The sequence below is a fragment of the Pseudomonas sp. MWU13-3659 genome (genome assembly GCF_023757525.1).
GTDB classification, from domain to species: Bacteria; Pseudomonadota; Gammaproteobacteria; order Pseudomonadales; family Pseudomonadaceae; genus Aquipseudomonas; species Aquipseudomonas entomophila_E.
Genome location: NZ_JAMSHW010000026.1, coordinates 26,965 through 39,341 on the forward strand (window position 1 = coordinate 26,965; position 12,377 = coordinate 39,341).

The 12,377-nt window shown below is 57.3% G+C and carries 23 protein-coding genes; all 23 read right to left on the minus strand.

What is annotated here, in order from left to right; all coding sequences use genetic code 11:
- Window positions 1-145: 145 nt before the first annotated feature.
- A complete protein-coding gene (locus tag NGM28_RS23085) occupies window positions 146-1,585 on the minus strand; it encodes a catalase (RefSeq protein WP_252091654.1) in 1,440 nt (479 codons plus the stop codon).
- Between the two features lie 172 nt (window positions 1,586-1,757).
- Window positions 1,758-2,144, minus strand: coding sequence for a 50S ribosomal protein L17 (gene rplQ / locus NGM28_RS23090; protein WP_003255451.1), 387 nt, complete (start codon window positions 2,142-2,144; stop codon window positions 1,758-1,760).
- A 42-nt stretch (window positions 2,145-2,186) separates the two neighbouring features.
- Window positions 2,187-3,188: a DNA-directed RNA polymerase subunit alpha gene (locus tag NGM28_RS23095; RefSeq protein ID WP_003255452.1), complete on the minus strand. Its 1,002-nt coding sequence runs from the start codon at window positions 3,186-3,188 to the stop codon at window positions 2,187-2,189.
- A 22-nt stretch (window positions 3,189-3,210) separates the two neighbouring features.
- Complete coding sequence (gene rpsD, locus NGM28_RS23100; protein ID WP_011531898.1) at window positions 3,211-3,831, minus strand: 30S ribosomal protein S4; 621 nt, start codon at window positions 3,829-3,831, stop codon at window positions 3,211-3,213.
- 15 nt (window positions 3,832-3,846) lie between these two features.
- Window positions 3,847-4,236, minus strand: a complete 390-nt coding sequence (rpsK, locus tag NGM28_RS23105) for a 30S ribosomal protein S11 (RefSeq protein WP_003255454.1) — start codon at window positions 4,234-4,236, stop codon at window positions 3,847-3,849.
- A gap of 18 nt (window positions 4,237-4,254) precedes the next feature.
- Entirely contained in the window at window positions 4,255-4,611 is a 357-nt protein-coding gene (gene rpsM, locus NGM28_RS23110) for a 30S ribosomal protein S13 (RefSeq protein ID WP_003255457.1), read from the minus strand.
- A gap of 131 nt (window positions 4,612-4,742) precedes the next feature.
- The gene (gene rpmJ / locus NGM28_RS23115) at window positions 4,743-4,859 is read right to left on the minus strand and encodes a 50S ribosomal protein L36 (protein ID WP_011531897.1); all 117 of its coding nucleotides are present in this window, start codon (window positions 4,857-4,859) and stop codon (window positions 4,743-4,745) included.
- A gap of 30 nt (window positions 4,860-4,889) precedes the next feature.
- Complete coding sequence (gene secY, locus NGM28_RS23120) at window positions 4,890-6,221, minus strand: preprotein translocase subunit SecY (protein ID WP_003255459.1); 1,332 nt, start codon at window positions 6,219-6,221, stop codon at window positions 4,890-4,892.
- Complete coding sequence (gene rplO / locus NGM28_RS23125) at window positions 6,222-6,656, minus strand: 50S ribosomal protein L15 (protein ID WP_011531896.1); 435 nt, start codon at window positions 6,654-6,656, stop codon at window positions 6,222-6,224. It lies immediately after the preceding gene.
- A gap of 3 nt (window positions 6,657-6,659) precedes the next feature.
- Window positions 6,660-6,836, minus strand: coding sequence for a 50S ribosomal protein L30 (gene rpmD / locus NGM28_RS23130; protein ID WP_011531895.1), 177 nt, complete (start codon window positions 6,834-6,836; stop codon window positions 6,660-6,662).
- A gap of 2 nt (window positions 6,837-6,838) precedes the next feature.
- Window positions 6,839-7,339 carry a 30S ribosomal protein S5 gene (gene rpsE / locus NGM28_RS23135; protein WP_011531894.1) on the minus strand — a complete coding sequence of 167 codons (501 nt, stop codon included), beginning with the start codon at window positions 7,337-7,339 and terminating at the stop codon, window positions 6,839-6,841.
- Window positions 7,340-7,342: 3 nt separating this feature from the next.
- Window positions 7,343-7,693 (minus strand): 50S ribosomal protein L18, encoded by a 351-nt coding sequence (rplR, locus tag NGM28_RS23140; protein WP_023629183.1) that lies wholly within the window; start codon window positions 7,691-7,693, stop codon window positions 7,343-7,345.
- Between the two features lie 10 nt (window positions 7,694-7,703).
- Window positions 7,704-8,237, minus strand: coding sequence for a 50S ribosomal protein L6 (rplF, locus tag NGM28_RS23145; protein WP_011531892.1), 534 nt, complete (start codon window positions 8,235-8,237; stop codon window positions 7,704-7,706).
- 12 nt (window positions 8,238-8,249) lie between these two features.
- Window positions 8,250-8,642 (minus strand): 30S ribosomal protein S8, encoded by a 393-nt coding sequence (rpsH, locus tag NGM28_RS23150; protein WP_240066746.1) that lies wholly within the window; start codon window positions 8,640-8,642, stop codon window positions 8,250-8,252.
- A 210-nt stretch (window positions 8,643-8,852) separates the two neighbouring features.
- Window positions 8,853-9,158, minus strand: coding sequence for a 30S ribosomal protein S14 (gene rpsN, locus NGM28_RS23155; protein WP_011531890.1), 306 nt, complete (start codon window positions 9,156-9,158; stop codon window positions 8,853-8,855).
- A 13-nt stretch (window positions 9,159-9,171) separates the two neighbouring features.
- On the minus strand, window positions 9,172-9,711 hold the full coding sequence (gene rplE / locus NGM28_RS23160; protein WP_003255474.1) for a 50S ribosomal protein L5: 540 nt from the start codon (window positions 9,709-9,711) through the stop codon (window positions 9,172-9,174).
- Window positions 9,712-9,731: 20 nt separating this feature from the next.
- Window positions 9,732-10,046 carry a 50S ribosomal protein L24 gene (gene rplX, locus NGM28_RS23165; protein ID WP_003255476.1) on the minus strand — a complete coding sequence of 105 codons (315 nt, stop codon included), beginning with the start codon at window positions 10,044-10,046 and terminating at the stop codon, window positions 9,732-9,734.
- Window positions 10,047-10,057: 11 nt separating this feature from the next.
- Complete coding sequence (gene rplN, locus NGM28_RS23170; RefSeq protein WP_008089810.1) at window positions 10,058-10,426, minus strand: 50S ribosomal protein L14; 369 nt, start codon at window positions 10,424-10,426, stop codon at window positions 10,058-10,060.
- A gap of 23 nt (window positions 10,427-10,449) precedes the next feature.
- Window positions 10,450-10,716, minus strand: a complete 267-nt coding sequence (gene rpsQ, locus NGM28_RS23175) for a 30S ribosomal protein S17 (protein ID WP_008089812.1) — start codon at window positions 10,714-10,716, stop codon at window positions 10,450-10,452.
- 2 nt (window positions 10,717-10,718) lie between these two features.
- Window positions 10,719-10,910 carry a 50S ribosomal protein L29 gene (rpmC, locus tag NGM28_RS23180; protein ID WP_002555481.1) on the minus strand — a complete coding sequence of 64 codons (192 nt, stop codon included), beginning with the start codon at window positions 10,908-10,910 and terminating at the stop codon, window positions 10,719-10,721.
- Window positions 10,910-11,323, minus strand: a complete 414-nt coding sequence (gene rplP, locus NGM28_RS23185; protein WP_009397508.1) for a 50S ribosomal protein L16 — start codon at window positions 11,321-11,323, stop codon at window positions 10,910-10,912. Before rplP ends, rpmC begins: the two co-directional genes overlap by 1 nt.
- 12 nt (window positions 11,324-11,335) lie before the next feature.
- Window positions 11,336-12,022, minus strand: coding sequence for a 30S ribosomal protein S3 (gene rpsC, locus NGM28_RS23190; RefSeq protein ID WP_003255481.1), 687 nt, complete (start codon window positions 12,020-12,022; stop codon window positions 11,336-11,338).
- Window positions 12,023-12,035: 13 nt separating this feature from the next.
- Window positions 12,036-12,368, minus strand: a complete 333-nt coding sequence (gene rplV, locus NGM28_RS23195) for a 50S ribosomal protein L22 (RefSeq protein WP_003103908.1) — start codon at window positions 12,366-12,368, stop codon at window positions 12,036-12,038.
- Window positions 12,369-12,377: the final 9 nt, after the last annotated feature.

Below are 12,377 nucleotides of genomic sequence, written 5' to 3' on the forward strand. Positions count from 1 at the left end.
TGAATGCGTCAATGAACATAGTTTGAACCAGCTTATGCTCGCGGTCACTGAGAAATGCGCAATAAGATGCAAAAAAACGGTTGAACGGTAGTGATTTTCATTGAAAAACCGCCCAAATGAGGGCGGTTCTTCTTATCACTTCGACTTAGGCGAGATTCACACCCAAGGCCTTGGCGATACCTTCTCCATATGCCGGGTCGGCCTTGAAGAAGTGCTGCAACTGACGCTGAACAACGTCTTCGCTGACCCCCCCCATCGTTCCGGCAATGTTACTGATCAACAGCGAGCGCTGCTCATCGCTCATCAGCCGGAACAATGCGCCGGCATGGCTGTAGTAATCAGCGTCCTCACGGTGATCGTAGCGATCGGCCGCGCCGTTCAACGCCAGTGCTGGCTCGGCGTGACGTGGCGACTGCTTCGGCGCATCGCCATAGCTGTTTGGCTCATAGTTCGGCGCACCACCGTAGCTGCCCGTGGCCATGGCACCGTCACGCTGGTAGCTGTGCACCGGGCTGCGCGGTGCATTGACCGGCAACTGCTGGTGGTTGGTACCCACGCGGTAACGATGGGCGTCGGCGTAGGCGAACACGCGGCCTTGCAGCATACGGTCAGGCGACAGGCCTACACCTGGGACCATGTTGCTCGGACCAAAGGTTGCCTGCTCCACTTCGGCGAAGTAGTTGAGCGGGTTGCGATTGAGTTCCAAAACGCCCACTTCAATCAGCGGATAGTCCTTCTGCGACCAGGTCTTGGTCACATCGAACGGGTTCTCCTGACGGCTCACAGCCTCATCTTCGCTCATCACCTGGATACACACGCTCCAACGCGGGAAGTCGCCACGCTCGATGGCTTCGAACAGGTCGCGCTGTGCGTAGTCAGGATCGGTGCCCGCCAGGCGCGCAGCATCCGCCGGCGTCAGGTTCTTGATGCCCTGCTGGGTCTTGAAGTGCCACTTCACCCAAGTGCGCACGCCCTTGTCGTTGACCAAGCTATAGGTGTGGCTGCCAAAACCGTGCATGTGGCGGTAGCCATCCGGAATGCCACGATCGGAGAACAGGATGGTGACCTGGTGCAGCGCTTCAGGCGAATGCGACCAGAAGTCCCACATCATCTGGGCATTCTTCAGGTTGGTTTGGGGGTGACGCTTCTGGGTGTGGATGAAGTCCGGGAACTTCAGTGGATCACGGATGAAGAACACTGGCGTGTTGTTACCGACGATATCCCAGTTGCCTTCCTCGGTGTAGAACTTGACCGCAAAGCCACGAGGATCACGCTCGGTGTCGGCCGAACCCCGCTCACCACCCACAGTGGAGAAGCGCAGGAACGTCTCGGTCTGCTTACCCACTGCGCTGAACAGCTTGGCGCTGGTCAGATCGGTGATATCGCGGGTAACGGTGAAGGTGCCATAGGCGCCCGAGCCCTTGGCGTGCACGCGGCGCTCGGGGATGTTCTCGCGGTTGAAGTGGGCGAGCTTCTCGATCAGGTGGAAATCGTCGAGCAGCAACGGGCCGCGGGGGCCTGCGGAACGGGAATTCTGGTTATCGGCTACAGGTGCACCGCTGGCGGTGGTCAGAATCTTGCTCATGGGCTCTCCTTATCGGTCTCTAATCGCCGGCTAGGCGGTATGTAGAGGAGTATCCGCGAGCATGATTCCATTAACTAATTTATTGATATTCTAGACTCAATAGATACTTTCAATTCATATGGACACAAAAAACCGGGCACTAGGCCCGGTTTCTTGTAGCAGACAGAACGTCTTACTCGGCGGCTTCTACAGCACCACCGACTGGACGATCAACCAGCTCGACGTACGCCATAGGCGCGTTGTCGCCAGCGCGGAAACCGCACTTCAGGATGCGCAGGTAGCCGCCTTGACGGGTGGCGTAGCGCTTGCCCAGATCGTTGAACAGTTTGCCAACGGCGGACTTCGAACGGGTACGGTCGAAGGCCAGACGACGGTTGGCTACGCTGTCTTCCTTGGCCAGGGTGATCAGCGGCTCGGCAACGCGGCGCAGTTCCTTGGCTTTCGGCAGGGTGGTTTTGATCAGCTCGTGCTCGATCAGCGACACTGCCATGTTCTGGAACATAGCCTTGCGGTGAGAGCTGGTACGGCTCAGGTGACGTCCACTTTTACGATGACGCATGATTCATTCCTTACCAAACACTACGTTCGGTGATTACGACGATCAGGCAGTCGCCTTGTCGTCCTTCTTAAGACTTGCAGGCGGCCAGTTGTCGAGGCGCATGCCGAGAGACAGACCACGGGAGGCCAGGACGTCCTTGATTTCAGTCAGGGACTTCTTGCCCAGGTTAGGAGTCTTCAACAGCTCTACTTCGGTACGCTGAATCAGGTCGCCGATGTAGTAGATGTTCTCCGCCTTGAGGCAGTTGGCCGAACGTACGGTCAGTTCCAGGTCGTCAACCGGGCGCAGCAGGATCGGATCGATCTCGTCTTCCTGCTCGACCACAACCGGCTCGCTGTCACCTTTGAGGTCGACGAACGCGGCCAACTGCTGTTGCAGGATGGTCGCGGCACGACGGATGGCCTCTTCAGGATCCAGGGTACCGTTGGTTTCCAGATCGATGACCAGCTTGTCCAGGTTGGTACGCTGCTCAACACGGGCGTTTTCGACCACATAGGCGATACGACGCACCGGGCTGAACGAAGCGTCCAGCTGAAGGCGACCAATGCTGCGGCTTTCGTCTTCGTCAGTCTGACGGGAGTCGGCCGGCTCGTAACCGCGACCACGAGCTACGGTGAGCTTCATGTTCAGGGCGCCGTTGGACGCCAGGTTCGCGATTACGTGATCGGGGTTGACGATCTCGACATCGTGATCCAGCTGAATATCGGCAGCGGTAACCACCCCCGAACCCTTTTTCGACAAGGTCAGCGTAACTTCGTCACGACCGTGCAGCTTGATAGCCAGGCCTTTCAGGTTCAACAGGATTTCAATGACGTCTTCCTGTACACCTTCGATCGCGGAGTACTCATGGAGTACGCCGTCGATCTCGGCCTCGACTACTGCACAGCCAGGCATGGAGGACAACAGGATGCGGCGCAGCGCGTTGCCCAGGGTATGGCCGAAGCCACGCTCGAGAGGCTCGAGCGTGATCTTGGCGCGGGTTGGACTGACAACCTGCACATCGATGTGGCGGGGTGTCAGAAACTCATTTACCGAAATCTGCATGGATGCACCTATTTTCTAGCCCTTACTTGGAGTAGAGCTCGACAATCAGGTTTTCGTTGATGTCGGCGGACAGGTCGCTGCGAGCAGGAACGTTCTTGAAAACGCCCGACTTTTTAGCAGCATCCACGTCTACCCACTCAACGCGGCCACGCTGGGCGCAGAGTTCAAGGGCTTGAACAATGCGCAGCTGGTTCAGCGACTTCTCGCGAACCGAGACCACGTCACCCGGACGAACTTGGTAGGATGGAATGTTCACAGTCTTACCGTTGACGCTGATCGCTTTGTGCGAAACCAGCTGACGGGACTCGGAACGAGTCGAGCCGAAGCCCATACGGTAGACGACGTTATCCAGACGGCACTCGAGCATCTGCAGCAGGTTCTCACCGGTGGCGCCTTTCTTCGAGGCAGCCGCTTGGTAGTAACCGCGGAATTGACGCTCCAGCACGCCGTAGATACGACGGACTTTTTGTTTCTCGCGCAGCTGGGTACCGTAGTCGGACTGACGGCCACGGCGCTGGCCGTGGATACCTGGGGCTGCTTCGATGTTGCACTTCGATTCCAGAGCGCGAACGCCGCTCTTCAGGAACAGGTCAGTGCCTTCACGGCGAGACAGTTTGCATTTTGGACCAATGTAACGTGCCATTTATCTGTCTCCTGATTACACGCGACGCTTCTTCGGCGGACGGCACCCGTTATGCGGGATTGGCGTCACGTCGGTGATGCTGGCGATCTTGTAGCCGCAGCTGTTCAGTGCACGAACGGCGGATTCACGACCTGGACCTGGACCCTTGACGTTGACGTCGAGGTTCTTCAGACCATATTCCAGCGCAGCTTGACCAGCACGCTCAGCAGCGATCTGGGCTGCGAACGGGGTGGATTTGCGCGAACCACGGAAACCCGAACCACCGGAAGTAGCCCAGGACAGTGCGTTGCCCTGACGGTCGGTGATGGTCACGATGGTGTTGTTGAAAGACGCATGGATGTGGGCGATGCCATCAACCACTGTCTTTTTGACTTTCTTACGAGGACGAGCAGCAGGTTTTGCCATGTCTATATTCCTGGGCGATTACTTGCGGATCGGCTTACGCGGGCCCTTACGGGTGCGTGCGTTGGTCTTGGTGCGCTGACCGCGAACCGGCAGACCTTTACGATGACGCAGGCCGCGGTAGCAACCCAGGTCCATCAAGCGTTTGATCTTCATGTTGATGTCACGACGCAGGTCACCTTCGGTGGTGAACTTCGCGACTTCGCCACGCAGGGTTTCGATTTGCTCGTCGCTCAGATCCTTGATCTTAGCGGCTGGGTTGACACCAGCGTCTGCACAGATCTTCTGTGCAGTTGTGCGACCGACACCATAGATGTAGGTCAGCGAGATAACAGTATGCTTGTTATCTGGAATGTTGACGCCTGCAATACGGGCCATTCAGTGGGACTCCAATTGACAGCTACCTACGCCCCGGAAGCCAAGAAATAGGGCGCGAGATAATATCGCTGTAGAAACGAATAATCAACCCAGCAGCACACTAGCTGCTGGGTTTGAAGCGCAGATCACACTCAGCCTTGGCGCTGCTTGTGACGCGGTTCCGCGCTGCAGATCACGCGCACGATACCTTCGCGACGAATGATCTTGCAGTTACGGCACAGCTTTTTCACCGATGCACGAACTTTCATTACCGACTCCTCGAACCTTAAGGGGCTAAATCAGCGCAGCAGACCGCTGCCGCCGTAGCCTTTCAGGTTGGCTTTCTTCATCAGGGATTCGTACTGGTGCGAAACGAGGTGCGATTGTACTTGGGACATGAAGTCCATCACAACCACTACCACAATCAGCAACGAGGTCCCGCCAAGGTAGAACGGCACGTTTGCTGCCACCACCAGGAACTGGGGCAGAAGGCAGACGGCCATCATGTAAAGAGCACCGAACATGGTCAAACGGGTCAGGACGCCATCAATGTAGCGTGCCGACTGCTCACCAGGACGGATACCCGGAATAAAGGCACCGGACTTCTTCAGGTTTTCCGCTACGTCTTTCGGGTTGAACATCAACGCTGTGTAGAAGAAGCAGAAGAAAATGATCCCTGCACTAAACAGCAGAATGTTCAACGGCTGACCAGGAGCGATCGACTGCGAGATGTCCTGCAGCCAGCCCATACCCTCGGACTGACCGAACCAGGCACCCAGCGAAGCCGGGAACAGCAGAATGCTGCTCGCGAAAATGGCCGGGATTACGCCCGCCATGTTCACCTTCAACGGCAGGTGGCTGGTCTGCGCAGCGAAGACCTTGCGGCCCTGCTGACGCTTGGCGTAGTGAACGGCGATACGACGCTGACCACGCTCGATGAACACCACGAAGCCGATAATCGCTACTGCCAGCAAACCGATTGCGACCAGGGCGAAGATGTTGATATCGCCTGTACGCGCAGACTCGAAAGACTGCCCGATTGCTCTCGGAAGACCGGCAACGATACCTGCGAAGATCAACATCGAGATACCGTTGCCCACACCGCGCTCGGTGATCTGCTCGCCCAACCACATCATGAACATCGCGCCCGCCACGAAGGTGGAGACAGCGACGACATGGAAGCCGAGGCCTGCAGAAAACGCCACGCCCTGGTTGGCCAGGCCAATGGACATGCCAATGGCTTGAACCAGCGCCAGGATAACGGTGCCGTAGCGGGTGTACTGGCTGATCTTGCGACGGCCAGCTTCACCTTCCTTCTTCAACTGCTCCAGCTGCGGGCTGACAGCGGTCATGAGCTGCATGATGATCGACGCCGAGATGTACGGCATGATCCCCAGTGCAAAAATGCTCATGCGCTCCAGCGCGCCGCCGGAAAACATGTTGAACAAGCTAAGAATGGTCCCCTCATTCTGCCGGAACAGATCCGCGAGACGGTCCGGGTTAATGCCTGGTACCGGGATGTGCGCGCCGATTCGATAGACGATGATCGCCATGAACAGAAAACGCAGACGAGCCCAGAGTTCCGACATCCCGCCCTTACCGAGCGAAGAGAGAGCACCTTGCTTAGCCATTTATTCCTCGAACTTGCCGCCAGCTGCTTCGATAGCCGCACGTGCACCTTTGGTGACGGCGATACCCTTGAGGGTGACTGCGCGAGTGACTTCGCCCGACAGCATGATTTTCACGCGCTGTACGTGCTGGCCGATCACGTTGGCGTCCTTGAGGGACTGAACGGTGATCAGATCGCCTTCCACCTTGGCCAGCTCGGACAGACGCACTTCAGCGCGGTCCATGGCTTTCAGGGAAACGAAGCCGAACTTCGGCAGGCGACGGTGCAGCGGCTGTTGACCGCCTTCGAAGCCTGGAGCAATGGAACCGCCGGAACGGGAGGTCTGACCTTTGTGGCCACGGCCACCGGTCTTACCCAGACCGCTACCGATACCACGGCCCGGACGGTGCTTCTCGCGACGGGAACCCGGCGCTGGACTCAGATCATTGAGTTTCATTGATTAGCCCTCGACCTTCAGCATGTAGTAGGCCTTGTTGATCATCCCGCGATTCTCGGGAGTATCCTGGACTTCTACAGTGTGACCGATACGACGCAGACCCAGACCCTTAACGCACAGCTTGTGGTTAGGGATACGGCCCGAGACGCTCTTGATCAGCGTTACTTTTACGGTTGCCATGATCAGAAGATCTCCTCGACAGTCTTGCCGCGCTTGGCAGCAATGGACTCAGGGGATTGCATGGCTTTCAGACCCTTGAAGGTGGCGTGAACCACGTTCACCGGGTTGGTCGAACCGTAGCACTTGGCCAGGACGTTCTGAACACCAGCAACTTCCAGGACGGCACGCATTGCGCCACCGGCGATGATACCGGTACCTTCCGAGGCAGGCTGCATGTAGACCTTCGAGGCGCCGTGGGCGGCCTTGGTGGCGTACTGCAGGGTGGTGCCTTTCAGGTCAACCTGAATCATGTTGCGACGGGCAGCTTCCATGGCTTTCTGGATCGCGGCTGGTACTTCGCGCGATTTGCCACGGCCGAAGCCAACACGACCCTTGCCATCACCTACCACGGTCAGCGCGGTGAAGGTGAAGATACGGCCGCCTTTTACGGTTTTGGCTACGCGGTTAACTTGAACCAGCTTCTCGATGTAGCCTTCGTCGCGCTTTTGATCGTTATTTGCCATAACTTAGAACTCCAGCCCGCCTTCACGAGCAGCATCAGCCAGCGCTTTGACGCGGCCATGGTACTTGAAGCCGGAACGGTCAAAGGCAACTTGAGATACACCGGCGGCTTTCGCACGCTCAGCTACCAGCTTGCCAACCTTAGTGGCCGCGTCGATGTTGCCGGTGGCGCCATCACGCAGTTCTTTGTCCAAGGTCGAGGCACTTGCCAGAACCTTGCTGCCGTCGGCCGAAATGACCTGGGCGTAGATGTGCTGCGAGGAGCGGAACACGCACAGACGCACGGCTTCGAGCTCGTGCATTTTCAGGCGTGCTTTGCGAGCGCGACGCAGTCGGATAACTTTTTTGTCGGTCATTTGCTAGGCCCTACTTCTTCTTGGCTTCTTTACGACGGACTACTTCGTCCGCGTAACGCACACCCTTGCCCTTGTAAGGCTCTGGCGGACGGAAACCGCGGACTTCAGCGGCCACCTGACCTACCAGCTGCTTGTCGATACCCTTGATCAGGATGTCGGTCTGGCTTGGGGTTTCAGCGGTGATACCGGCTGGCAGTTCGTAATCCACTGGGTGCGAGAAGCCCAGAGCCAGGTTCAGGACGGTGCCCTTGGCCTGTGCCTTGTAACCAACACCGACCAGCTGGAGCTTGCGCTCGAAGCCTTGGCTTACGCCCTGGACCATGTTGTTCACCAGGGCGCGGGTGGTACCGGCCATGGCGCGAGCTTGCTGGTCACCGTTGCGAGCGGAGAAACGCAGCTCACCAGCTTCTTCGGTAACTTCAACAGACGAGTGAACGTTCAGTTCGAGAGTGCCCTTGGCACCCTTCACCGAAAGCTGCTGACCGGCGAATTTGACTTCGACGCCTGCTGGCAGCTTAACGGGGTTCTTAGCGACGCGAGACATGCCTATCTCCCCTTAGAACACTGTGCACAGAACTTCGCCGCCGACACCGGCAGCGCGCGCAGCGCGGTCAGTCATCACACCTTTGTTGGTGGAGACGATAGACACGCCCAGGCCGCCACGTACTTTCGGCAGCTCGGTAACGGCCTTGTACTGGCGCAGGCCAGGACGGCTGGAACGCTTCAGTTCCTCGATGACCGGACGGCCTTCGAAGTACTTCAGTTCGATCGACAGGGAAGGCTTGGCTTCGCCAGAGACTTCGTAGCCGGCGATGTAACCTTCGTCTTTCAGTACTTTGGCAACCGCGACCTTCAGGGTGGAGGAAGGCATGCTTACGACAGACTTTTCAGCCATCTGGGCATTACGGATGCGAGTTAGCATGTCCGCTAACGGGTCCTGCATACTCATGGGCTAGATGCTCCTGATACAAGAATTATTAGCCTTGCGGCTATCACAACCACCCGAACGCGCAGGGCAAAAAACCCAGGCTCGGGTGAGCCGGTCATTCTAGACACAAGGTAGAAACGAAACAAGCCCCATATAGGGGCTTGTTTCGTTGCGAGGTCACCGGCGGTCGGAAGATCACTCCCCCCCCGCCGGCGGTCACGCCAACTGGTGTTACCAGCTGGCCTTGACCAGACCTGGCACGTCACCACGCATGGCGGCTTCGCGCAGCTTGTTACGGCCGAGGCCGAACTTGCGGTACACGCCGTGCGGACGACCGGTCAGGCGGCAACGGTTACGCAGGCGCGAGGCGCTGGCGTCACGTGGTTGCTTCTGCAGAGCGACAACGGCAGCGAAACGCTCTTCTGGAGAGGCGTTCAGGTTGACGATGGTCGCTTTCAGCTCAGCACGCTTTTTAGCGAACTTGGCTACCGTGAGCTGACGCTTCAGCTCGCGGTTTTTCATGCTCTTCTTGGCCATTTTCCTACTCCAATCAGTTGCGGAACGGGAACTTGAATGCACGCAGCAGAGCGCGGCCTTCGTCGTCCGAACGAGCAGTGGTGGTCAGGGTGATGTCCAAACCGCGCAGAGCATCGATCTTGTCGTAGTCGATTTCCGGGAAGATGATCTGCTCTTTCACGCCCATGCTGTAGTTGCCACGACCATCGAAGGACTTGGCATTCAGGCCGCGGAAGTCGCGAACCCGAGGCAGGGAGATCGCCAGCAGGCGGTCCAGGAATTCGTACATCTTGTCGCTACGCAGGGTCACCTTGACGCCGATCGGCCAGCCTTCACGGACTTTGAAGCCCGCGATGGATTTACGAGCGAAAGTCACGACCGGCTTTTGACCGGTGATCTTTTCCAGGTCGGCAACAGCGTGCTCGATGACTTTCTTGTCGCCGATCGCTTCGCCCAGACCCATGTTCAGGGTGATCTTGGTAACGCGCGGAACTTCCATCACGTTCGACAGCTTAAGTTCTTCCTTAAGCTTAGGAGCGATTTCGTTCCGGTAAATCTCTTTCAGTCGTGCCATGGTCTTCTACCTAGCAGTGTTCAAGCATCAACCGCTTTTTGGGTCGACTTGAAGACACGAATTTTCTTACCGTCTTCTACTTTGAAACCAACGCGGTCAGCCTTGTTGGTTTCGCCGTTGAAGATGGCAACGTTGGAAGCGTGCAGAGGCGCTTCTTTCTCGACGATACCGCCCTGGACGCCCGCCATCGGGTTAGGCTTGGTATGACGCTTGACCAGGTTCACACCACCGATGACCAGACGGTCATCAGCCAGAACCTTCAGCACCTTACCGCGCTTACCTTTGTCTTTGCCGGCGATCACGATGATCTCGTCGTCACGACGAATCTTTTGCATGTCGGATCTCCTTAGAGCACTTCAGGGGCGAGCGAGACGATCTTCATGAACTTCTCGGTACGAAGTTCACGGGTCACTGGCCCGAAGATGCGAGTGCCGATCGGCTCTTGCTTGGTGTTCAGCAGAACAGCAGCGTTGCCGTCGAAACGAATGATGGAACCGTCAGCGCGACGTACACCGTGACGGGTACGGACGACAACAGCGGTCATCACCTGGCCTTTCTTGACCTTACCGCGCGGAATTGCTTCCTTGACGGTTACTTTGATGATGTCACCGATGCCGGCGTAACGGCGGTGGGAACCGCCGAGCACCTTGATGCACATGACGCGACGAGCGCCGCTGTTATCGGCCACATCGAGCATGGATTGAGTCTGAATCATAAAATTTCTCCGACCCCTAGCCCTTAGACTTCAACAGCGCGTTCGAGGACTTCAACCAGTGCCCAGGACTTGGTCTTGGCCAGCGGACGGGTTTCACGGATGGAAACCTTGTCGCCGATCTTGCACTGGTTGGATTCGTCGTGCGCGTGCAGCTTAGTCGAACGCTTAACGTATTTACCGTAGATCGGGTGCTTGACGCGACGCTCGATCAGAACGGTGATGGTCTTGTCCATTTTGTCGCTGACGACACGGCCAGTCAGCGTACGGACGGTTTTTTCAGCTTCAGCCATGATCACTTACCTGCCTGCTGGTTGAGCACAGTTTTCACGCGAGCGATGTCACGCTTAACTTGCGAGAGCAGGTGCGACTGCCCCAACTGGCCAGTTGCTTTCTGCATGCGCAGATTGAACTGGTCGCGCAGCAAGCCGAGCAGTTGCTCATTCAGTTGCTGTGCCGATTTTTCACGAAGTTCATTCGCTTTCATCACATCACCGTCCGCTTAACAAAGGAGGTGGCGAGAGGCAGCTTTGCAGCAGCCAGGGCGAAAGCTTCGCGCGCCAGCTCTTCAGAAACACCCTCGATCTCGTACAGGACCTTGCCTGGCTGGATCTGGGCAACCCAGTACTCCACGGAACCCTTACCTTTACCCATCCGCACTTCGAGAGGCTTCTTGGTAACCGGCTTGTCCGGGAATACACGGATCCAGATCTTGCCGCCACGCTTTACGTGACGGGTCAGGGCACGACGTGCCGACTCGATCTGGCGAGCGGTGAGACGACCGCGAGCGACAGCTTTCAGAGCGAATTCGCCGAAGCTGACCTTGCTACCGCGCAGTGCCAGACCACGGTTGTGGCCAGTCATCTGCTTGCGGAATTTTGTACGCTTTGGTTGCAACATTTGGCGTACCCCTTACTTAGCAGCTTTTTTACGAGGCGCTGGTGCTTGAGGCTTCAGCTCTTCCTGGCGACCACCAATTACTTCGCCTTTGAAGATCCAAACCTTCACACCGATCACACCGTAGGTGGTGTGAGCTTCGTAGGTGTTGTAGTCGATATCGGCACGCAGGGTGTGCAGAGGCACACGACCTTCGCGATACCACTCGGTACGTGCGATCTCGGCACCGCCGAGACGACCGCTCACCTGGATCTTGATGCCCTTGGCACCAATACGCATGGCGTTCTGCACGGCGCGCTTCATGGCGCGACGGAACATAACGCGGCGCTCCAGCTGCTGGGCAACGCTCTGAGCAACCAGCATGGCGTCGAGTTCCGGCTTGCGGATCTCTTCGATGTTGATGTGCACAGGCACACCCATCTGCTTGGTCAGGTCCTGACGCAGTTTCTCAACATCTTCACCTTTCTTGCCGATAACGATACCGGGACGAGCGGTGTGGATGGTGATGCGTGCAGTTTGAGCCGGACGATGAATATCGATACGGCTTACGGACGCGCTTTTTAGTTTGTCTTGGAGGTACTCACGCGTTTTCAGATCCTTCAACAGGTAATCTGCGTAAGTAGCGCCGTCTGCATACCAGACGGAGGTGTGCTCCTTGACGATTCCCAGGCGAATGCCAGTGGGATGTACTTTCTGACCCATCTGATCGACTCCGTTACTTGTCCGCAACCTTGACAGTGATATGGCAAGACCGCTTGACGATGCGATCAGCACGGCCTTTGGCACGTGGCATGATGCGCTTCAGCGAACGCCCTTCGTTGACGAAGACGGTGGAGACCTTCAGGTCATCAACGTCAGCGCCTTCGTTGTGTTCGGCGTTGGCAACGGCCGACTCGAGGACTTTCTTCATGATTTCAGCGGCTTTTTTGCTGCTGAAGGCCAACAGGTTGAGCGCTTCGCCCACCTTCTTCCCGCGGATCTGGTCGGCGACCAAGCGGGCTTTCTGGGCGGAGATGCGAGCGCCCGACAACTTAGCGGCTACTTCCATTTCCTTACC

Excerpts from the sequence above, each read along its gene's own strand:
- NGM28_RS23085 (WP_252091654.1), bottom strand. The coding sequence starts at position 1,585 with ATGAGCAAGATTCTGACCACCGCCAGCGGTGCACCTGTAGCCGATAAC.
- rplQ (WP_003255451.1), bottom strand. The coding sequence starts at position 2,144 with ATGCGTCATCGTAAAAGTGGACGTCACCTGAGCCGTACCAGCTCTCAC.
- NGM28_RS23095 (WP_003255452.1), bottom strand. The coding sequence starts at position 3,188 with ATGCAGATTTCGGTAAATGAGTTTCTGACACCCCGCCACATCGATGTG.
- rpsD (WP_011531898.1), bottom strand. The coding sequence starts at position 3,831 with ATGGCACGTTACATTGGTCCAAAATGCAAACTGTCTCGCCGTGAAGGC.
- rpsK (WP_003255454.1), bottom strand. The coding sequence starts at position 4,236 with ATGGCAAAACCTGCTGCTCGTCCTCGTAAGAAAGTCAAAAAGACAGTG.
- rpsM (WP_003255457.1), bottom strand. The coding sequence starts at position 4,611 with ATGGCCCGTATTGCAGGCGTCAACATTCCAGATAACAAGCATACTGTT.
- rpmJ (WP_011531897.1), bottom strand. The coding sequence starts at position 4,859 with ATGAAAGTTCGTGCATCGGTGAAAAAGCTGTGCCGTAACTGCAAGATC.
- secY (WP_003255459.1), bottom strand. The coding sequence starts at position 6,221 with ATGGCTAAGCAAGGTGCTCTCTCTTCGCTCGGTAAGGGCGGGATGTCG.
- rplO (WP_011531896.1), bottom strand. The coding sequence starts at position 6,656 with ATGAAACTCAATGATCTGAGTCCAGCGCCGGGTTCCCGTCGCGAGAAG.
- rpmD (WP_011531895.1), bottom strand. The coding sequence starts at position 6,836 with ATGGCAACCGTAAAAGTAACGCTGATCAAGAGCGTCTCGGGCCGTATC.
- rpsE (WP_011531894.1), bottom strand. The coding sequence starts at position 7,339 with ATGGCAAATAACGATCAAAAGCGCGACGAAGGCTACATCGAGAAGCTG.
- rplR (WP_023629183.1), bottom strand. The coding sequence starts at position 7,693 with ATGACCGACAAAAAAGTTATCCGACTGCGTCGCGCTCGCAAAGCACGC.
- rplF (WP_011531892.1), bottom strand. The coding sequence starts at position 8,237 with ATGTCTCGCGTCGCTAAGAACCCCGTTAAGCTGCCAGCAGGCGTCGAA.
- rpsH (WP_240066746.1), bottom strand. The coding sequence starts at position 8,642 with ATGAGTATGCAGGACCCGTTAGCGGACATGCTAACTCGCATCCGTAAT.
- rpsN (WP_011531890.1), bottom strand. The coding sequence starts at position 9,158 with ATGGCCAAGAAGAGCATGAAAAACCGCGAGCTGAAGCGTCAGCTCACG.
- rplE (WP_003255474.1), bottom strand. The coding sequence starts at position 9,711 with ATGGCACGACTGAAAGAGATTTACCGGAACGAAATCGCTCCTAAGCTT.
- rplX (WP_003255476.1), bottom strand. The coding sequence starts at position 10,046 with ATGCAAAAGATTCGTCGTGACGACGAGATCATCGTGATCGCCGGCAAA.
- rplN (WP_008089810.1), bottom strand. The coding sequence starts at position 10,426 with ATGATTCAGACTCAATCCATGCTCGATGTGGCCGATAACAGCGGCGCT.
- rpsQ (WP_008089812.1), bottom strand. The coding sequence starts at position 10,716 with ATGGCTGAAGCTGAAAAAACCGTCCGTACGCTGACTGGCCGTGTCGTC.
- rpmC (WP_002555481.1), bottom strand. The coding sequence starts at position 10,910 with ATGAAAGCGAATGAACTTCGTGAAAAATCGGCACAGCAACTGAATGAG.
- rplP (WP_009397508.1), bottom strand. The coding sequence starts at position 11,323 with ATGTTGCAACCAAAGCGTACAAAATTCCGCAAGCAGATGACTGGCCAC.
- rpsC (WP_003255481.1), bottom strand. The coding sequence starts at position 12,022 with ATGGGTCAGAAAGTACATCCCACTGGCATTCGCCTGGGAATCGTCAAG.
- rplV (WP_003103908.1), bottom strand. The coding sequence starts at position 12,368 with ATGGAAGTAGCCGCTAAGTTGTCGGGCGCTCGCATCTCCGCCCAGAAA.